Genomic DNA, 18,807 nt, shown 5'->3' on the forward strand with positions numbered 1-18,807 from the left:
CCCGGCCGTTTCGGCCTCGGCTTCGGCTTCGGCTTCGGCGAGCTGGCTCGCGACCTGGTCGCGCACCTCGCCGAGGCGGCCGATCAGGCCGTCCAGTTCGGTGAGCTTGCGCCGGTCGCATGGCCCCGACGTCAAGGCAAGGAGCGGGTTCGGAGGCCCTCGCCACCCCCGTGAGCGAGGGCCTCCGCCTCATGGAGCACGGAGGGGACGGGTGGCCGGTTCGGATCGGTCGGGTCATGTGAGACGGATCACGCACGGGGGTATCGCTCCGGGCGGCCGGAAACGTACGCTAGGAAGTGGATCACGATTCGCCCCGATTACCGGACAGTCGCAGGGAAAACCGTCCAAAGCCCTTAACTCCATAGGACGTTCCTACGAGTTATGGGCTTGTTTGTTTGGTCTGTAGTCGCCGCGCCTCGGCCACTCCTACGGTGTGCCATGTGCACTCCAGCCCCCCCTTCAATGCCCCCGCCGCGCGTCGTCTCCGCGCGGCCCTGGGCATGGCTCCCGGTCATGTCGCCTACGGCCTGCGGGCCCAGTACGGAATGCTCGTCACTCCCGAGACCGTGATGGCATGGGAGCGTGGCGAGATTTCGCCCTCCTCCGCCGAGCTCACCGCGCTGGCCGGCGTGCTCTGGTGTTCCCCCGGCGAGCTGCTCGCCGAGCCCGTCACCCTGCGGGAGCACCGCATCGCCCGGGGCCTGGCCGCCGAGGACCTGGCCCGCCGGGTCGGGGTGGAGGCGGGCGCCTACCAGAAGATGGAGGACACCGGCCGCTGGAAGGGCAACGAGCGGCAGTCCGCGGCGCTGGCGACGGCGCTGGGGCTGACCCTGGCCCAGTTCGTGACGGCGACCGGCAAGCACGAGGAGCTGGCCGAGCTGCTGCGCAGCGCGGTGACCACGCGCTGGCAGGCGTACGTGAAGCCGCTGACCAAGCTGCTGCCGGTGCCCAAGGCGCACCTGGAGCGGGTGCTGGAGCAGCTGCACGGCGAGTACCAGTCGCGGATGGTGGCGACCCTGAGCTGGGGCGGCGGCCAGGGCGAGGCCGGCAGCGGCGATTCGGGACGTGAGTACCTCACGGACATCGTGGAGCGGTTCTGGTCCCTCGCCGGGGGTGCGGCGTAGGACACATTTCGCCCTCGGGCTCCCTACGGGAAAGGCCCCGACCGCGTCCAGACGAGGACGTGATCGGGGCCTTTCGGCGTTCGAAGTGGGGGCGGAGGTCCCGCCCCGGGGGCCGGTCGGCAGCTTCCCTGGCGGCGGCCGCTAGCGCGCCGGCAGCGGTGCGTACACCACGGTCGCCGCGATGCCGGCCTTGGCGAGGTCCTTCGTCAGCCGGTCCGCCACCGTCCGGTCGCCGACCAGGATGGTCGGTGCGGCGGGGCCCTCGGCGAGCGCCTTCTTCAGGTGGACCAGCGAGGTGTCGTACAGCGACGCGAACTCCCGCTTCTGGGCGTCCTTCTCGGCGGGCGGGCCGCCCATCTGGACGTAGAAGATCTCGTACAGCGCCACCATGTCGCCCGCCCGGTGGTTCAGGAGCTGGGCGAGGAAGGTGGACTTCAGGTTCAGGTACGAGTCGTTGGAGTACAGGGCGATCACCGGGCCCGGCCGGTCCTTGAGGTCCCGGTCGACGAGCGCCCGGGCCGGCGGGCCCATGTCGCTCCGGCCGCCGCCCTTGGCCCACTTGATCATCGGGCTCTCGTGGAAGGCCGAGGTGGTGTTCAGCCGGTCCGCGAAGCTGGTCCACCCCGAGGGGACCCCGAACTGCACGCCGCCGAACAGTGCGAGCGCGGTGACCGCCGCGAGACCGGACTGCAGCAGCCGCTCCACCCGGCGGCGCCGGGGGGAACCCTCGGCCTGGTGCCCGGGCGTCAGCAGGAGCCCGACCAGGCCCAGCGAGATCAGGCCGATCACCAGTCCGGCGGCGGCCAGCTTCTCGAAGTAGTACGAGAGGTAGCCGATGGTCTTCGTCTGGTAGACACCGAACAGGGTGAGCATCGCCATCGCGCCGAGGACCAGGACCAGGACCATCTGTCCGGTGGCGGTGCGCCGGTTCGCCCGCAGCGAGGCGGCCAGCAGGGCCGCCAGGGCGCACCCGATGAGCACCGGGCGGTCGGGGACGACCATCGGGCCGGCGAGGTTCGAGGTCTTGGAGACGTCCAGCTTGGTCAGCACGGAGAAGATGCTGGGTAGTCCCGCGAGCAGCGTGCCGCCCGCCAGGACCGTGAGGAGCAGTCCGCGCCGGGGGGCGAAGCGCCGCCGGTGGACGACGAGGACCGCGGCCAGGCCGAGGCCGAGCAGGGCACCGTAGAGGTTGTAGACGAAGGTGACGGTCACCAGGCCGGCCACCGCGACGAGGGCGAACTCGGCCCGGCCCATCGCGGGCCGCACGAGCAGCGCCAGTCCGACGGCGAGGAACAGCAGCCCGACGATCTCGGAGTCGAACCCCCGCTCGACGAGGGTGGACATGGAGCCGATCAGCATCACCGCCATCACGCTGGCGCAGACCGCCGCGGCGCGCCAGCCGCGCAGGCGCGGGCCGCCGATCCAGCGAGCGGCCCAGACCAGGACGGCGCAGAGCAGCGCGTAGGCGCCGATGACGTACAGGAGGTACCGGTTCATCATCTCGGCGGCGGGGCCGCCGTCGGTCGAGGACTTCACGAGGACGTCGATCCACGCCAGCAGGAAGTGGGTGCCCTGCGGGTAGACGGCCTCCGAGGGGGTCATCATGAACGTCTTGGCGGCCTCCTGGTGGAGGAAGTTGTAGCCGCCCACGTGGTGGATGCCGTCGAAGTACGAGAAGTGCCCCATCCGGTCCTCGGACGTGACGAAGAAGGCCAGCCGCTCGGTGATCGACTTACCGGCGAGCGGGTGGTGCATGTAGTGCCAGACCGCCGCGAAGGTGCCGAGCACCAGGGCGTCCGTGCCGCGCAGCCGCAGGGGGATGTGCGGGCGCCGGCCGGACAGCCAGCCGCAGACGGACACGACGGTCAGCAGGAAGCCCGCGCCGGGGACCGGGGACAGCCCCCACGGCCAGACGGAGAAGAGCAGTCCGAAGGCCATGACGGCGCCGCACAGCATGAAGGCGGAGACGACCAGGCGGTCGAGGAGGCCGCCGCCCACCCGGATCAGGGAGCCGATCGCCAGGACCAGGACGGGGATCAGCACCACGTCCAGGCTCATTGCGTCGAGGAGCAGCGGCAGCGCCCAGGAGAGGCCCACGGCCGCGGCGAGCACGGGCCACCGCCGCTGTGCCGGGGCCGGCGCCGCGGCCGGACCGCCGGGCTGTCCCGCCCGCGGGTTCTCGGCGTTCCTACTGGTCAAAAGGGCAGGGCGGGTCGCCACGGGAGACGGGAACCTTCCATCGTGCGCACGGGAGCCGGATGAGGGGCCTGGAATGCGCGGCCCGATCCGGCCATGTGCGGCTCGGCCGATCAATCCCCCAACGGCGGAGTCTTCGGATCATAACGCGGGAAGGGGGCCGAACGAGCTGCGGCCCGTCCCCGTCCCGGAGGGGACGCGGACGGGCCGTCCGGGCCTGGCGGCCGGTCTCCGCGCCCCCGGAGGGGGGTCGCGGACCGGGCCGTTCGGCGGCGGAATTCGGGACGGAAGTCCCGGCCGGGGCGGTCAGAAGACGGACTCGGCCTCGTACATGCGGTCCTCGGGGACGGTCTTCAGCTCGGTGACGGCGGAGGCCAGCGGGGCCATGACGATGTCGGTGCCGCGCAGGGCGGTCATGTTGCCGAAATCACCGCGGTGGACGCCCTCGACCGCGTGCCAGCCGAACCGGGTCGCGAGGACGCGGTCGTAGGCGGTGGGGGTGCCGCCGCGCTGGACGTGGCCGAGGATGACCGGGCGGGCTTCCTTGCCCAGGCGCCGCTCCAGCTCGACGGCGAGGCGGTTTCCGATGCCGGCGAACCGCTCGTGGCCGTACTGGTCGATCGCGCCCTTCTCGTACGGCATGGAGCCCTCGCCGGGGTGCGCGCCTTCGGCCACGCAGATGACGGCGAACTTCTTACCGCGGGCGAATCGTTCCTCCACCATCTTGACCAGGGCGTCCACCTCGAACGGGCGCTCCGGCAGGCAGATTCCGTGGGCGCCGCCGGCCATGCCGGACTCCAGGGCGATCCAGCCCGCGTGCCGGCCCATGACCTCGACGACCATCACGCGCTGGTGCGATTCGGCGGTGGTCTTGAGGCGGTCGATGGCCTCCGTGGCGACCATGACGGCGGTGTCGAAGCCGAAGGTGCGGTCGGTGGAGGAGATGTCGTTGTCGATGGTCTTCGGTACGCCGACGACCGGCATGCCGGCGTCCGACAGCATCCGGGCGGCCGTCAGGGTGCCCTCGCCGCCGATCGGGATCAGGGCGTCGATGCCGTAGCGCTTCGCCAGTTCGACGGCGTTCTCCGCCGCTTCGTGGAGGCGGGCGCGCTCCATGCGGGCCGATCCGAGGATCGTGCCGCCGCGGGCGAGGATGCCGCTGACCGCGTTGATGTCGAGGGGGCGGAAGTTGCCGTCGAGGAGGCCCTTGAAGCCGTCCTCGAAGCCGATGACCTCGTCCCCGTGCCCGACCACGGCACGGTGTACGACCGACCGGATGACAGCGTTCAGGCCCGGGCAGTCGCCGCCTGCGGTGAGAACTCCGATACGCATCGTGCTGTGTCTCCTGCTCCTGGTCGTACGTGACTGTTCGCGTGCGGGCGAAGAGTCGTACATATGAAGGGCGTATTGATGAAGCCTGTCCGATTGTTCCACGGGCCCCGGGTGACGCGCGCTCCGTGGCACGCCACCCCAGGGGGGCCCACAGGGCCTTTCGGCCCCCTCCGGCAGGCCCTTCTCCCGGCGGGCGTCTTAAGGAATCACAGGGGTATTGTCAAGAGGTCAAGCCCACATTAACTGGGACAACCGACTCGAATTGGGACGGAGAGCACGCGTGACGCGCAGCGTGTACGTGACGGGGATCGAGCGGGGGGACGGCCGCCAGGTCGTCGAGCTGGGCATCATGGAGCTCCTGACCCGCCAGACAGGCCGGGTGGGCGTCTACCGCCCCCTGTTGCACGACGGACCCGACCGGCTGTTCGACCTCCTCAAGGGCCGGTACCGGATCGACCAGGACGCCGCGACGGCCTACGGCATGGAGTACCACGAGGCCTCCGCCATCCTGGCCGAGAAGGGCACCGACGAACTGGTCTCCCAGCTCGTCGGCCGCTACCACAAGGTGGCGCGCGACTACGAGGTCATGCTGGTCCTCGGCACCGACTACGCCGACACCAACCTCCCTGACGAGCTGGCGCTCAACGCCCGTCTCGCCAACGAGCTGGGCGCGCTGGTCATCCCCGTCGTGGGCGGCACCAAGCACCCGGCCGAGGCCGTGCGCGCCGAGACCCGCAACGCCTACCGCGCCTACGAGGCGCTGGGCTGCCACGTGGGCGCGATGGTCGTCAACCGGGTGGCCGCCGAGGACCGCGAGGTGATAGCCGAGCGCCTGGCCGCCAGGCTCCCCGTGCCCTGCTACGTCCTGCCGGACGACAAGCACCTGTCCGCCCCGACGGTCGCCCAGATCACCCGGGCGCTCGGCGGCGAGGTGCTCCTCGGCGACGAGGCCGGACTGGCCCGCGACGCCCTGGACTTCGTCTTCGGCGGGGCCATGCTGCCGAACTTCCTGAACGCCCTGACCCCCGGCTGCCTGGTCGTCACCCCCGGGGACCGCTCCGACCTGGTCATCGGCGCGCTCGCCGCGCACACCTCCGGCACCCCGCCGATCGCCGGTGTGCTGCTGACGCTGAACGAGCGCCCGGGCAAGGACATCCTGACGCTGGCCTCCAAGCTGGCTCCGGGCACCCCGGTGGTCTCGGTGGCGGGCAACAGCTTCCCCACGGCCGCCGAACTCTTCGCGCTGCAGAGCCGGCTGAACTCCGCGACCCCGCGCAAGCTGGAGACCGCGCTCGGCCTGTTCGAACGCCACGTGGACACCGCCGAGCTGCGCGAGGTGCTCTCGGTGGCCCGCTCCGAGCGGGTCACGCCGATGATGTTCGAGAACCAGCTGCTGGAACAGGCCCGCGCCGAGCGCCGCCGCGTGGTCCTCCCCGAGGGCACCGAGGAGCGCGTGCTGCGCGCCGCGGACGTGGTGCTGCGCCGCGGGGTCTGCGACCTCACCTTGCTGGGCGAGGAGCAGGCGATCCTGAAGAAGGCCGCCGACCTGGGCATCGACATCTCGGCCGCCCAGCTCATCGACCCGGCGACCTCCCCGCTGCGGGAACGATTCGCCGAGTACTACGCCAAGGCCCGCGCCCACAAGGGCATGACGGTCGAGCTGGCCCACGACGTGGTCACCGACGTCAACTACTTCGGCACCCTGATGGTCCAGGAGGGCCTGGCCGACGGCATGGTCTCCGGCTCGGTGCACTCCACCGCCGCCACCATCCGCCCGGCCTTCGAGATCATCAAGACCAAGCCCGACGCGTCCATCGTCTCCTCGGTCTTCTTCATGTGCCTGGCCGACAAGGTCCTGGCCTACGGCGACTGCGCCGTGAACCCGGACCCCAACGCCGAGCAGCTCGCCGACATCGCCGTCCAGTCGGCCGCCACCGCCGCCGCCTTCGGCCTGGACCCGCGGATCGCGATGCTCTCGTACTCGACCGGCACCTCCGGCTCGGGCGCCGACGTGGACAAGGTCCGCAAGGCCACCGAGATCGTCCGCGAGCAGCGCCCCGACCTGCTGATCGAGGGGCCGATCCAGTACGACGCCGCCGTGGAGCCCTCGGTCGCCGCGACCAAGCTGCCCGAGTCGGAGGTGGCCGGCCGCGCGACGGTGCTGATCTTCCCCGACCTCAACACCGGCAACAACACGTACAAGGCCGTGCAGCGTTCGGCCGGCGCCGTGGCGGTCGGCCCGGTCCTGCAGGGTCTGCGCAAGCCCGTCAACGACCTCTCGCGCGGCGCCCTGGTCCAGGACATCGTCACCACCGTGGCCATCACGGCGATCCAGGCGCAGTCCCACCCCCGGCCCGCAGCCGGCTGAGCCCGTGGCCGGCTGAGCCCCTCCCCCACCGAGCCCCCACCGCAAAGGAAAGACCCTCATCGTGACCGCATCGCGCGTACTCGTCCTCAACTCCGGCTCCTCGTCGGTGAAGTACCAGCTGCTCGACATGGCGGACTCCTCCCGCCTGGCAGTCGGTCTGGTGGAGCGCATCGGCGAGGAGACCTCCCGGCTCAGTCACGAGCCGCTGACCGGTCCGGGGGCCGCGGGCGGCAAGCGCGTGACGGAGGGCCCCATCGCGGACCACGCCGCCGCGCTGCGTGCCGTCTCGGCGGAGCTCGCCGCCGACGGGCTGGGCCTGGACTCCCCCGAGCTGGCCGCCGTCGGCCACCGGGTGGTGCACGGCGGGACCAAGTTCACCCACCCGACGCTGATCGACGACGCCGTCCTGGCCGAGATCCGCGCCCTGATCCCGCTCGCCCCGCTGCACAACCCGGCGAACGTGACCGGCATCGAGGTGGCGCGGGAGCTGCGCCCCGACCTGCCGCAGGTCGCCGTCTTCGACACGGCCTTCCACTCGACCATGCCGGAGCACGTGGCGCGGTACGCGATCGACGCCGCGACGGCCGACAAGTACTCCATCCGGCGGTACGGGTTCCACGGCACCTCGCACGCCTACGTCGCCCGGGCCACGGCCCGGCTCCTGGGCAAGGCCGAGGAGGACGTGAACGTGATCGTGCTCCACCTGGGCAACGGCGCCTCGGCCTCGGCCGTGCACGGCGGGGTCTGCGTGGAGACCTCCATGGGACTGACCCCGCTGGAGGGCCTGGTCATGGGCACCCGCTCGGGCGATCTGGACCCGGCCGTCGTCTTCCACCTGGCACGGGTGGGGGGCATGTCCATCGACGAGATCGACTCGCTGCTCAACAAGAAGAGCGGTCTGCTGGGTCTGTGCGGCGACAACGACATGCGCGAGGTGCAGCGGCGGGCGGCGGAGGGCGACGCCTCCGCCCGCCTGGCACTGGCCTCGTACATCCACCGTCTGAAGAAGTACATCGGCGCCTACTCGGCGGTCCTCGGCCGGGTGGACGCGGTCGCCTTCACGGCGGGCGTGGGCGAGAACTCCTCCGCGATCCGGGAGATGGCCCTGGCCGGTCTGGCCGAACTGGGCCTGGCGCTCGACCTGGAGGCGAACTCGGTACGGTCCCCCGAGCCGCGCCTGGTGTCCGCGGAGTACGCACGGGTGGCCGTGGCCGTGGTCCCGACGGACGAGGAACTGGAGATCGCCAGCCAGACGTACGCGCTGGTTACCGGGTAGTCACTTTGGACTTTCCGCCAGACGGAATATTCCGCTACGAAACAAACCGATAGGATCCGCTCCATGCGCCGTTCCAAAATCGTCTGCACGCTGGGCCCCGCCGTCGACTCTTACGAGCAGCTGAAAGCTCTCGTAGAGGCCGGTATGAACGTGGCCCGATTCAACTTCAGCCACGGCTCCCAGGCAGAACACCAGGAGCGGTACGACCGCGTCCGGAAGGTCTCCGAGGACACCGGGCGTGCCGTCGGCGTCCTCGCCGACCTCCAGGGCCCGAAGATCCGCCTGGAGACCTTCGCCGAGGGTCCCGTCGAGCTCGTCCGCGGTGACGAGTTCACCATCACCACCGAGGACGTCCCGGGCGACAAGTCCATCTGCGGCACGACCTACAAGGGTCTGCCGGGCGACGTCTCCAAGGGCGACCAGGTCCTGATCAACGACGGCAACGTCGAGCTCCGGGTGACCGAGGTCGAGGGCCCCCGGGTCAAGACCATCGTCATCGAGGGCGGTGTCATCTCGGACCACAAGGGCATCAACCTGCCGGGTGCCGCCGTCAACGTCCCCGCCCTGTCGGAGAAGGACGTCGACGACCTCCGCTTCGCCCTGCGGATGGGCTGCGACATGGTCGCCCTCTCCTTCGTGCGTGACGCCAACGACGTCAAGGACGTCCACAAGGTCATGGACGAGGAGGGCCGCCGGGTCCCCGTCATCGCCAAGGTCGAGAAGCCCCAGGCCGTCGCCAACATGGAGGGCGTCGTCGCGGCCTTCGACGCGGTCATGGTCGCCCGTGGCGACCTCGCCGTCGAGTACCCGCTCGAGAAGGTCCCGATGGTGCAGAAGCGCCTCGTGGAGATGTGCCGCCGCAACGCCAAGCCGGTGATCGTCGCGACCCAGATGATGGAGTCGATGATCACCAACTCGCGCCCGACGCGCGCGGAGGCCTCCGACGTGGCCAACGCCATCCTCGACGGCGCGGACGCGGTCATGCTGTCCGCCGAGTCCTCGGTCGGCGCCTACCCGATCGAGACCGTCAAGACGATGTCGAAGATCGTCGAGGCGGCCGAGGAGGAGCTCCTGTCCAAGGGCCTGCAGCCGCTGGTCCCGGGCAAGAAGCCCCGCACCCAGGGCGGCTCCGTCGCCCGCGCGGCCTGCGAGATCGCGGACTTCCTGGACGGCAAGGCCCTGGTCGCCTTCACCCACTCCGGTGACACCGCCCGCCGCCTGTCGCGCTACCGCGCGAACCAGCCGATCCTGGCCTTCACCACCGACGTCAACACCCGCAACCAGCTCACGCTGAGCTGGGGCGTCGAGTCCTACGTGGTCCCCCACGTGGACAACACCGACTCCATGGTCGACCTGGTGGACGTGGAGATGCTCAAGCTCCAGCGCTACAACAACGGCGACACCATGGTCATCACCGCCGGCTCGCCCCCCGGCGTCCCGGGCACCACCAACATGGTCCGGGTCCACCACCTGGGCAGCGGCGCCCGCGACTGATCCCGCACCGCCGGCTCCACCCGTAAGACTCTGCCGCACAGAGACCGAGGGCGGCACCCCGATCCGATGAGGATCCGGGGTGCCGCCCTCGGTGCGTGCGGCCGCGCGAGGCCGTACGCGTCTACTCCGCCGGGCCGATGTAGTTCTTGAGGCCCGGGACGGTCAGGGTGCCGCCGAACTGGCCGGCCTGGACGACCGTGACGTTCGTGAAGAACGCGAACGGGACGTTCAGGGGCGGCGGGCTCTTCGGGGTGAACTCGATCGGGATCAGACCGAAGAGGTTGCCCTTGAGGCTCTCGGTGTACATCGTCACCTTGGCCCCCCGGATCTTCGAGGTGGATCCCGGACGGGACTTCAGGTGGGCGACCTGCGCACCCTTGCCGACCGTCTGGTAGAGGTCCTTGATGTCCAGCGAGTCCGCGGTGAACTTCAGGACGGTCTTGGTCTTGCCGCCCGCCGTCTTCACCTCGACGATGCCCTCGTAGTCGAGGCCGTAGAGGGTCAGCAGCGAGCTGTCCAGGTACCAGGGCTCGTCCGGGAGCAGCGGGATGCCCTGCTCCAGTTCGGCTGCGGCCAGCGCCTTGGCGTCGTAGGTCGGGCAGGGGAAGGGTTCCTTCCCGTTCTTGCCCTTCGCGCCCTTCGCGCCCTCGCCCTCCGTCGCCGTTTCCGGCACCGGCTTGGGCTTCGGCTTGGTCGTCCTGCCCGTCTCGTCCTTCGGGGTGGTCGTGGTGCCCTTGACCTCCTCGGAGAGCTCCGAGACGGTGACGCCCGCCGTCTTCGCGGCGTCGCGGATCGCGGCCGCGGCCGGGTCCGCAGCGGGCGCGGCGGTGGCAGCGGTCGCGGTCGGGGTCGGAGTCGGCGCGGCCGGGGTGCCCGTGAGGGGCTTGCCGAGCTCGTCGACCAGGCCCTTGATCGCGTCGCCGACGCCGAGCGGGTCCAGCGGGTTCTCAGCCTTGGCCGCCGCAGGCACCGCCGCCGGCATGACGCCGGGCTTCTGGACGGGCTTCGACGCGGGCTTGCTCGCCGACGGGCTCACGTTCGGCGAAGGCACCGCGGTGGGCGACTTGCCCGGTGCGGGAGTCGTCCCAGGAGTCTTCGGAGGAGTCTTGGAAGGCGTCTTCGCCGACGGGGACGCCGACTCCGCGGGCTCGTCGGACCGCGTCACGCACGGCCCGGGCGCGAAGGGGATGTCCTTTTCGTCGGCCACGGCCAGCTTCGGCGCCATGCTCATGCCGACGAAGACCGCGGTCGGCATGGCGGCCAGCGCCATCGTCTTGCCGACGGGTATCTGGATCTTGGTCAGCAGCGACTTCCTGGGCGCCGCGTGGCGCGGGCCCTTCCTTTCACGGGACTCCGCACCCGGAGCCTCGCCCCGTTGCGTTTCGTCACCCCGCACTGTTCCTCCCGCCATCGGCGTGGGCAGTCGTCTCGCTCGCGTATGCCGGCGTTTCCGTTTCGCGCTGTCCCGGGACCCCGTGGGGGCCCGCCATCGCCTCGGCCTTGCCCAGGTTCACGGTGTGCGCCGCGTCTCTGGTGTCCGTCGTGTTCGTCGCGTCCTCCGGCTTGCCCGGCACCCACGACAGTGCGAGGCCGCCGCCGACCATGGCGAGGATGATCCCCGCACCGAAGCCGCCGAGGTTCGACACCGGGATGGACACCAGTCCCAGCAGGATCGCGGCGACACCCGCGAAGATCCGTACACCCTGCTGGAACCAGAGCGTCAGCCCCAGCGTGATCAGGAGGATGCCGATGATCAGCGAACCGGCGCCGGTCGTCGTCGCCATCGCGAGGGTGACATTGCCGAGCCGGACGTCCCCGTACGGGAAGTAGAGGATCGGAGCACCGCTGAGGAGCGTGAACAGACCTGCCCAGAAGGGGCGGTGACCGCTCCACGCGTGGAAGCGGTAGTACACCGCGGTGAGCCAGGCGTCGTCTTCGGCGCGCACGTAAACCGGGGCCTGGGGGTTCATGGACAACAGCTCCCTGGAAACGGGTGGTACTGAGAACTATGTGGAGCCCGGACGGGCGGGCGACGGCGGCTGCCTTCACCGCCCGCCCGTCCGGTTACGCACTCGGAGCGATGGCTTCGCGTCCTAGTAGCAGGGCTGGTCTCCACCGAGGAGGCGCAGCTTCAGGTCGGGCAGCTTGAAGGTGCCCGCCGTCGTCGCCCACGCCTTCTGGCGCACGTTCGACAGCACCGCGCGGTCCGCACGCTGCGAGAACGCGTACTTGTTGGCGACCGTGCCCGCCTGCGGCTTCGTCTTGTGGGACGCATCGCCGACCGCGACACCGATGTCCAGGTTGGTGAACTCGGCGTCGGTGTCCAGCTCGGCAACATCCAGGTAGATGTTGTCGGCCACCGCGGGCTTGCCCGGCTTGGTGCCCGTCTGCAGCTTCAGCGTGATGTTGCCGAGCGGCGTCGGGGTGACCAGCGACTGGCACATGTTGGTGATCTCGGCGTGGCTGAACCCGGAGATGGTGACCGGGTGGTGCGCCGCCGTGCCGTCGAGGTTGTGACCCTCGGCGACGCCGCCGTACTGGATCAGGTTCTGACCGTCGAGCTTGTCGGCCGAAACCTTGAAGTCCTGGCCCGAGACGCTGAAGGACGCCGCGAGGGCACCCTGCGCCAGACCCACACCGACCGCCGCCGTGGCAGCGATGCTCGGCACCATGACGAGCGCGAAGCGCTTCCATCTGGTCCCGCCACGAATCTGGGAAATCATGTTCGTTCCTCCTTCTCGGACGTACATCTCCGGTCCGGGCGGTGCCCGTCCTGGGATGGGAGAAGTGCTACGTCCTCGGGAAGGAGCGCGAGCGGCCGAACCGCGGCAATACCGCGTCCGTACACCGGCGTTCACCCCCGAGCGACAACCACTTGGCCACGCGTTCGCGCAACCTGGGGGGACAGGCCCCGCCGTGTGACGGAGACCCCCCTGTCCCACGGCCGGTGCCACTGCCACCGGCCGGCCCGGTGGGGACCCTCCACCGCGGCTCCGGGATGAGCGGCTCTGCGGGAAGGACCGAGCGTCGCCGATCGTGGTCCATTCACGGCCGGGGCACAAGGGGGTTCGTTACTGGCGGGTAACGGCCAGATAACCTGAGGGAGTCCCCACCCTGTCGGGCAGCAACACAGGGTGTCACCAAGGGCCACGACAGACCGGGGGAAGAGTGAACACACCGGACAGTTCACGGGGTTCGATTTACTGCGAGTAACAGCGGCCGCGATTGCCAAGTTTTGGCAAAGTGCGGCCGCTGTTTATCTCCGTGTCAACAAATCACCGGTGGTGTGCCGGTGCTGTGTCGGTCCTGTGCCGGTGCTAGAAGAGCACCCGCGCGAGCGCCGTACGGGCCGAGGTCACGAGCGGGTTGTCCGGACCCACCACTTCGAACATCTCCAGCAGCCGGACGCGCACCGCGTCGCGGTCCTCACCGAACGTCACCTTCACGGTGTCCACCAGCCGCCCGAAGGCGTCCGCCACGTGACCGCCGGCCAGATCCAGATCGGCCGCGGCGATCTGCGCCGCCGGGTCCTTCGGGTTCTCGGCCGCCGCGGCACGCACCGCCTGCGGGTTCATGTCCTTGACCCGGACGAACAGCTCGGTCTGGGCGAGGCCCAGCTTGGCGTCGGTGTTGGACGGATCGGCCGCCAGTACGTTCTTGTAGGCGCGCACCGCCCCGTCGAGGTCGTCGGCGTCCAGCGCCTCGATCGCCTCGTCGAGCAGCGCGTCGTACGGACCGGCCGGCTCCTCGGCCTCCACCGCACCCGGACCCGGGGCGGCGGCGCCCTCGGCGCCGGGGTCCACCTCGACGCCGATGACCCCGAAGCGCTCCTCGGCGATCTGGACCAGCTGGGCCAGGACCCCGCGGACCTCGCCCTCGGACGGGAGGTCCTGGAACAGCGGCATCGCCTGGCCGGCGACCACGGCGAAGACGGCCGGGAGCGCCTGGATGCGGAACTCGCGGATCAGGTTCTGGTTGGCGGCGACATCGAGGGCGGCCAGCGCGAGGCGCCCGTTCGCCTCGAGGGTGAGCCGCTCCAGCAGCAGGCTCAGCTCCCGCCCCTGCTCGAAGCCCTCGGCGCGGAAGTCGAGGATGACCGGAACCTCACCCGAGAGCGGGACGACGTGGCTCTCGAAGCGGGTCTCGTCGGTGTCGAAGACGAGCGCGGACGGCGGAACGGCCCCGGCGGGCGCGGGCGCACCGCCCTGAGCGGCCTTCCGGGCCGCCTCGGCGCGGGCCTGCTCGGCCTTGGCCTTGGCCTCACCGGCCGCCTTCACCGCGGCGAGGTCGACGACGCCGCTCATGGACATGTTTCTGGGCTGCATGCGTACATCCTCCCCCGAGTGCGCGCGCCGACGAAAAAGATCGGCCGAAACGAACCGATCGCGGTACCTGCCGTGCCGTGTCCGTACTGCCGTGCCCTGTCTGTACTGCCCTGTCGTGCTGTGGCGCCGGGTCCCCACCTGGCGCCGGTAGCTCTTCGCGTGGTTGTCGCTCTTACGCTACGAGTCGTAGCGTAACTCCCCCCGCCCTCCCGCGGGCCGTGATCTGAAGCACACGCCCGGGGTGCCGATCGGTCCTGCTACCGGCGGGTATGGTCTCGGCCATGCGCAACCCCAGCTCGGACACCTCCTGCCCGCCCGGCCGCACCGGCCGCCCGCGCAGCGCCGCGGCGGACGCCGCGATCCTCGCTGCGACCCGGGACGCACTGGTGGAGCTGGGCTGGTCGAAGCTGACGATGGGGGACGTCTCGGCGCGGGCCGGGGTCGCGAAGACCACCCTCTACCGGCGCTGGTCGGGCAAGAGCGAACTGGTCGTGGACGCCGTCGCGGAGCTCTTCGACTCCCTCGAACTGCCCGACCGGGGATCGCTCGAAGCCGACATCGAGTACGTGGTGCTCCAGTTCGCGGCGCTGCTGCGGCGCCCGGAGGCCCGTACCGCCCTGATGGCGGTCGTCGCCGAGTCCACCCGGGACGAGGCCCTGAGGGACCGGATCCGGTCGGCGATCGTGGACCGGCAGAAACGTCTCGTCGTACTGGGACGCGAACGGGCGCAGGCCCGGGGCGAACTCCCCTACGAGGAGGACCAGTCCCTCGCCTCCCACACCACGGACCTGATCTTCGACGTGATCGCGGGCACGGTGGTCCACCGGGCGCTGGTGAGCTCCGAGCCGGTGGACGAGCTGTGGGTGGCCACCTTCACGGCCCTGCTCATGTACGGCCTCCAGGGTTCCGCCGCCGGCCCTTCCGGCCCCGCACCGGCGGTGTGACCACGGCGGGCCGGCCGCCGTCCGACAGGGGCAGGAAGTCCTCGCACCAGGCCGGCGCCGAGGCGATCAGCGCCTCGGAGCGCGGATTGTGGCCCGGCCAGGGCCTCGGGCGCCCCGGCCAGTCGGCCCAGCGCAGGCTGTCGGCCTCCTCCGGCGGCAGCAGGCCGGAGGCCACCAGGGCCGCCCGGCCCGCTTCGAGCCCGGCCAGCCGGTAGCCGTACTCCGAGGAGTCCACCTCGTGGACGTGGGCGTCGATGAGCAGCACCGAGGCCGCCACCCCGTCGAGGCCGCGCACGATGCCCGCCCGCACGCAGGAGGCGTACACCTCGGGCAGCCGGCGGTCCGCCGGAACGGCGTTCAGCACCTCCGTCAGCCCGTCCCGGCCGGGCGGCTCGAAGTCGGCGGCGATGTACGCGTACGGCCCGCAGTTGGTCTGCATGAGCACCCGGGCGGTCACCCCGTACACGGGGACGGGAAGGTGGCGGCCTGTCATGGCCGCCACCTTAGGCGTCGCGGGCAACGGGCCGTCAGAAGCCCGGCGGCTCCGTGTACGTGCCCCACTCGTCCCGCAGCAGGTTGCAGATCTCGCCCATCGTGGCCTCGGCGCGCACCGCGTCCAGCATCGCCGGGATCATGTTCGATCCGTCGCGGGCGGCGGCCAGCATGGCGTCCAGCGCCGACTTCACCTTCGCGTCGTCCCGGCCGGCCTTGCGCTCCGCGAGTTCGCGGACCTGTACGGTCTCCACCTCGTGGCTGACCCGGAGGATCTCCAGGTCCCCGGTGACCGAGCCGTGGTGGCAGTTGACGCCCACGACCCGCTTGTCGCCCTTCTCCAGCGAGCGCTGGTACTGGAAGGCCGACTCGGCGATCTCCCCGGTGAACCAGCCGTCCTCGATGCCGCGCAGGATGCCCGAGGTGATCGGACCGATCGGGTGCTGCCCGTTCGGGTGGGCGCGCAGTCCGCGCTCCTTGATCTGGTCGAAGATCTTCTCGGCCTCGGCCTCGATGCGGTCGGTGAGCTGCTCGACGAACCAGGAGCCGCCCAGCGGGTCGGCCACGTTGGCCACGCCCGTCTCCTCCATCAGCACCTGCTGCGTGCGCAGGGCGATCTCGGCGGCCTGCTCGCTCGGCAGCGCGAGGGTCTCGTCGAGGGCGTTGGTGTGGAGGGAGTTCGTGCCGCCCAGGACGGCCGCGAGGGCCTCCACGGCGGTGCGCACGACGTTGTTGTAGGGCTGCTGGGCGGTGAGGGAGACCCCGGCCGTCTGGGTGTGGAAGCGCAGCCACATCGTCTTCTCGGACTTCGCCCCGTACACCTCCTTCATCCAGCGGGCCCAGATGCGGCGGGCGGCGCGGAACTTGGCGATCTCCTCGAAGAAGTCGAGGTGCGCGTCGAAGAAGAAGGAGAGCCCGGACGCGAAGTGGTCCACGTCCAGCCCGCGCGAGAGGCCGAGCTCCACGTACCCGAACCCGTCGGCGAGGGTGTACGCGAGTTCCTGCGCGGCCGTGGCTCCGGCCTCGCGGATGTGGTAGCCGGAGACGGAGAGCGGCTTGTAGGCGGGGATGCCGTTCGCGCAGTACTCCATGAGGTCGCCGATGAGGCGCAGGTGCGGCTCGGGTTCGAAGAGCCACTCCTTCTGGGCGATGTACTCCTTGAAGATGTCGGTCTGCAGCGTCCCGTTGAGGACGGCCGGATCGACGCCCTGGCGTTCGGCGGCCACCAGGTACATGCAGAAGGCCGGGACGGCCGGACCGCTGATCGTCATGGAGGTGGTCACGTCGCCGAGCGGGATGTCCTTGAAGAGGATCTCCATGTCGGCGGCGGAGTCGATGGCCACCCCGCAGTGGCCGACCTCGCCGAGCGCGCGGGGGTCGTCGGAGTCGCGCCCCATCAGGGTGGGCATGTCGAAGGCGACGGAGAGCCCGCCGCCGCCGGCGGCCAGGATCATCTTGTAGCGCTCGTTGGTCTGCTCGGCGTTGCCGAACCCGGCGAACTGCCGGATGGTCCAGGTCCGCCCCCGGTAGCCGGTGGCGTGCAGGCCGCGGGTGTACGGGTACTCCCCCGGCCAGCCGATGCGCTCGAAACCCTCGTACGAGTCGCCGGGCCGGGGTCCGTAGACGGGATCGACGGGGTCGCCGGAGAGCGTGGTGAAATCGGCCTCGCGCTTGCGGGCCTTGTCGTACCGGGCCTGCCAGCGACGGCGGCCTTCCTCAATGGCGTCAGCGTCCATGCTCTGAATTTACTAGGACGTCCTAGTAAATGTCGATGGCCAACCCCCGGGGAGTCGCCCCGGGGGTGGATGGATCACCGCAGGTGGATCACCTGGGGCCGCTGGGATCAGGCGCGGGCGGTGGCCGGATCGCCGACGACGAGGGGCTCGACCTCGGCGCGGATCTTGCGCTCGACGAAGAACGCGGCGAGCGGGATCGTGCCGGAGACCAGGACCCACAGGAGCTTGCCGAACGGCCACTTGGCCTTGGAGCCCAGGTCGAAGGCGAACACCAGGTAGATCATGAACAGCACACCGTGCGCCTGCGAGACCGCGAAGGTCAGGTCGGCGCCGGTGTCGAAGCCGTACTTCGCCACCATGCAGGCACAGAGGATGAGGAGCATGACCGCGGTCACGTAGGCCATGACGCGGTAGCGGGTCAGCACGCTTCGTTTCATGCCGTCGAGCCTAGCCGTCCGGTTTGCACGATCTTGACGGGGGCCGGGACCAGAGTGCGTCCACGGCGTCCGACTCCGGGCGCAGCCCCAGCTCGCGGAGCTGGTTGACGGCCATCATGGCGGTGAACAGCGCGTTCGGGTTGGCGCCGCCGATGCCCAGGTCTGCGACCGCCCGGCCGAAGCGGGCGGTGAAGGCGCTCGCGTCGACGCGGCCCCCCGGCCCGGCCGCCCCTGCCAGCCCGAGCCCCGCCTCCTCCAGGGCCGCGGCCTGGCTCAGCAGCCGGTCCAGGTGGGACACCGCCTCGGCGCCGCGGCGCACGGCGAAGGTGTGCCCGTCGGTGAGGAGTCCCGCCTCCCCCGCCTCGAAGAGGACGGCCGCGGAGCCCAGTACGGTCCGGATCTTGAGCTGGTCGGCGTCGGCCATGGCGCCGCAGGGCCCGTTGCCCTCGTCGGACAGGTGCAGGACGCCGGGGTCCCGCAGGTGCACGATCACGTGCCCGGCGCAGTGCCCCTGGCTGCGCAGCACGCGGACCGCTCCGTCGGCGAAGGTCCAGCCGGTGAACCGGAGCGGGCCGATGCGGATCAGTTCCGGCGGCCGTTCCTCGTAGGTCCGGGTCGTCTCGCCGAAGGGGCGCATCGGCCGGAAGAGCGCGACCACCCGGGCCGCGGTTCCTGCCGGGTCGGTCAGCGCCGCGGGCCCGGCGACGCGCTCGAAGGCCCGCACCCAGTACCCCACCGGGTCCCGCATCTGGGCCACGTCGGGGGCGGGGACACAGTGCTCCGCCGGTACGCCCAGTCCGTCGGCCAGGTCGTTGTTGCCGACGTGGTCGAGGTGGCCGTGCGTGGTGAGCACCAGCGCCCGGGACCAGGGGCCGACCCGGCCGGCCGCCTCCAGCAGCGCCGCGCGGAAGGGCTCCGTCACCCCGGTGTCGACGAGCACCAGGGTGTCGCCGGCCCGGTGCACCAGGGCGTTGGCCACGTCCGGCTGCCCGCGGCCGAGGTCCAGTTCCTGCCCGAGGACCAGTACGGTCCGGTCGTCGATCTCGATCAGGTCACCGAGCGCGGTCATCGGCCCTCCGCGGT

15 protein-coding genes and 1 pseudogene are annotated in these 18,807 nt (G+C 70.8%); 5 read left to right on the plus strand and 11 right to left on the minus strand.

The window, feature by feature from the left end; all coding sequences use genetic code 11:
• Positions 1-9 precede the first annotated feature (9 nt).
• Positions 10-114 (minus strand): annotated as a pseudogene (locus OG898_RS04515) (MerR family transcriptional regulator); the annotation flags it as partial.
• A gap of 326 nt (positions 115-440) precedes the next feature.
• Here OG898_RS04515 and OG898_RS04520 point away from each other — a divergent pair.
• Positions 441-1,124, plus strand: coding sequence for a helix-turn-helix domain-containing protein (locus OG898_RS04520; protein ID WP_250744787.1), 684 nt, complete (start codon positions 441-443; stop codon positions 1,122-1,124).
• A 141-nt stretch (positions 1,125-1,265) separates the two neighbouring features.
• Here the strand turns inward: OG898_RS04520 and OG898_RS04525 are convergent, their stop codons facing one another.
• Complete coding sequence (locus OG898_RS04525; protein ID WP_250744786.1) at positions 1,266-3,323, minus strand: hypothetical protein; 2,058 nt, start codon at positions 3,321-3,323, stop codon at positions 1,266-1,268.
• A 303-nt stretch (positions 3,324-3,626) separates the two neighbouring features.
• Complete coding sequence (locus OG898_RS04530) at positions 3,627-4,652, minus strand: ATP-dependent 6-phosphofructokinase (protein WP_250744785.1); 1,026 nt, start codon at positions 4,650-4,652, stop codon at positions 3,627-3,629.
• 280 nt (positions 4,653-4,932) lie between these two features.
• Here OG898_RS04530 and pta point away from each other — a divergent pair, with 280 nt between their 5' ends.
• The 3 genes from pta to pyk all read left to right on the plus strand — a co-directional run bounded on the left by pta (position 4,933) and on the right by pyk (position 9,790).
• Entirely contained in the window at positions 4,933-7,020 is a 2,088-nt protein-coding gene (gene pta / locus OG898_RS04535; protein WP_250744784.1) for a phosphate acetyltransferase, read from the plus strand.
• Between the two features lie 61 nt (positions 7,021-7,081).
• The gene (locus tag OG898_RS04540; protein WP_250744783.1) at positions 7,082-8,296 is read left to right on the plus strand and encodes an acetate/propionate family kinase; all 1,215 of its coding nucleotides are present in this window, start codon (positions 7,082-7,084) and stop codon (positions 8,294-8,296) included.
• Positions 8,297-8,359: 63 nt separating this feature from the next.
• The gene (gene pyk, locus OG898_RS04545) at positions 8,360-9,790 is read left to right on the plus strand and encodes a pyruvate kinase (protein ID WP_250744782.1); all 1,431 of its coding nucleotides are present in this window, start codon (positions 8,360-8,362) and stop codon (positions 9,788-9,790) included.
• A 121-nt stretch (positions 9,791-9,911) separates the two neighbouring features.
• Here pyk and OG898_RS04550 read toward each other — a convergent pair whose 3' ends face one another.
• The 4 genes from OG898_RS04550 to OG898_RS04565 all read right to left on the minus strand — a co-directional run bounded on the left by OG898_RS04550 (position 9,912) and on the right by OG898_RS04565 (position 14,115).
• Positions 9,912-11,186, minus strand: a complete 1,275-nt coding sequence (locus OG898_RS04550) for a hypothetical protein (RefSeq protein WP_250744781.1) — start codon at positions 11,184-11,186, stop codon at positions 9,912-9,914.
• Positions 11,176-11,760, minus strand: a complete 585-nt coding sequence (locus OG898_RS04555) for a DUF6114 domain-containing protein (RefSeq protein ID WP_250744780.1) — start codon at positions 11,758-11,760, stop codon at positions 11,176-11,178. The genes OG898_RS04550 and OG898_RS04555 overlap by 11 nt, the downstream gene beginning before the upstream one ends.
• Before the next feature lie 123 nt (positions 11,761-11,883).
• Complete coding sequence (locus OG898_RS04560) at positions 11,884-12,513, minus strand: DUF6230 family protein (RefSeq protein WP_250744779.1); 630 nt, start codon at positions 12,511-12,513, stop codon at positions 11,884-11,886.
• Positions 12,514-13,107: 594 nt separating this feature from the next.
• The gene (locus OG898_RS04565) at positions 13,108-14,115 is read right to left on the minus strand and encodes a tetratricopeptide repeat protein (RefSeq protein ID WP_250744778.1); all 1,008 of its coding nucleotides are present in this window, start codon (positions 14,113-14,115) and stop codon (positions 13,108-13,110) included.
• 281 nt (positions 14,116-14,396) lie between these two features.
• On the opposite strand from OG898_RS04565, the gene OG898_RS04570 reads away from it, so the two are divergent.
• On the plus strand, positions 14,397-15,059 hold the full coding sequence (locus tag OG898_RS04570; RefSeq protein WP_250744777.1) for a TetR/AcrR family transcriptional regulator: 663 nt from the start codon (positions 14,397-14,399) through the stop codon (positions 15,057-15,059).
• Here the strand turns inward: OG898_RS04570 and OG898_RS04575 are convergent.
• From OG898_RS04575 to OG898_RS04590, 4 genes are all read right to left on the minus strand, one after another.
• Positions 15,001-15,552: a hypothetical protein gene (locus tag OG898_RS04575; RefSeq protein ID WP_266955107.1), complete on the minus strand. Its 552-nt coding sequence runs from the start codon at positions 15,550-15,552 to the stop codon at positions 15,001-15,003. The genes OG898_RS04570 and OG898_RS04575 overlap by 59 nt on opposite strands.
• A gap of 34 nt (positions 15,553-15,586) precedes the next feature.
• Positions 15,587-17,287, minus strand: coding sequence for a methylmalonyl-CoA mutase (locus tag OG898_RS04580; protein ID WP_250744775.1), 1,701 nt, complete (start codon positions 17,285-17,287; stop codon positions 15,587-15,589).
• Between the two features lie 107 nt (positions 17,288-17,394).
• Positions 17,395-17,724 carry a DUF3817 domain-containing protein gene (locus OG898_RS04585; protein ID WP_266955108.1) on the minus strand — a complete coding sequence of 110 codons (330 nt, stop codon included), beginning with the start codon at positions 17,722-17,724 and terminating at the stop codon, positions 17,395-17,397.
• 10 nt (positions 17,725-17,734) lie between these two features.
• A complete protein-coding gene (locus OG898_RS04590) occupies positions 17,735-18,793 on the minus strand; it encodes an MBL fold metallo-hydrolase (protein ID WP_266955110.1) in 1,059 nt (352 codons plus the stop codon).
• Between the last annotated feature and the right edge of the window lie 14 nt (positions 18,794-18,807).

The organism is Streptomyces sp. NBC_00193 (genome assembly GCF_026342735.1).
GTDB lineage: Bacteria > Actinomycetota > Actinomycetes > Streptomycetales > Streptomycetaceae > Streptomyces > Streptomyces stoeckheimensis.

What these genes read in the sequence shown, in the direction of transcription:
- OG898_RS04585 (WP_266955108.1), bottom strand. Translation starts at nt 17,724, where the DNA reads ATGAAACGAAGCGTGCTGACCCGCTACCGCGTCATGGCCTACGTGACC.
- OG898_RS04590 (WP_266955110.1), bottom strand. Translation starts at nt 18,793, where the DNA reads ATGACCGCGCTCGGTGACCTGATCGAGATCGACGACCGGACCGTACTG.
- OG898_RS04570 (WP_250744777.1), top strand. Translation starts at nt 14,397, where the DNA reads ATGCGCAACCCCAGCTCGGACACCTCCTGCCCGCCCGGCCGCACCGGC.
- pyk (WP_250744782.1), top strand. Translation starts at nt 8,360, where the DNA reads ATGCGCCGTTCCAAAATCGTCTGCACGCTGGGCCCCGCCGTCGACTCT.
- OG898_RS04575 (WP_266955107.1), bottom strand. Translation starts at nt 15,552, where the DNA reads ATGACAGGCCGCCACCTTCCCGTCCCCGTGTACGGGGTGACCGCCCGG.
- OG898_RS04580 (WP_250744775.1), bottom strand. Translation starts at nt 17,287, where the DNA reads ATGGACGCTGACGCCATTGAGGAAGGCCGCCGTCGCTGGCAGGCCCGG.
- OG898_RS04555 (WP_250744780.1), bottom strand. Translation starts at nt 11,760, where the DNA reads ATGAACCCCCAGGCCCCGGTTTACGTGCGCGCCGAAGACGACGCCTGG.
- OG898_RS04560 (WP_250744779.1), bottom strand. Translation starts at nt 12,513, where the DNA reads ATGATTTCCCAGATTCGTGGCGGGACCAGATGGAAGCGCTTCGCGCTC.
- OG898_RS04530 (WP_250744785.1), bottom strand. Translation starts at nt 4,652, where the DNA reads ATGCGTATCGGAGTTCTCACCGCAGGCGGCGACTGCCCGGGCCTGAAC.
- OG898_RS04565 (WP_250744778.1), bottom strand. Translation starts at nt 14,115, where the DNA reads ATGCAGCCCAGAAACATGTCCATGAGCGGCGTCGTCGACCTCGCCGCG.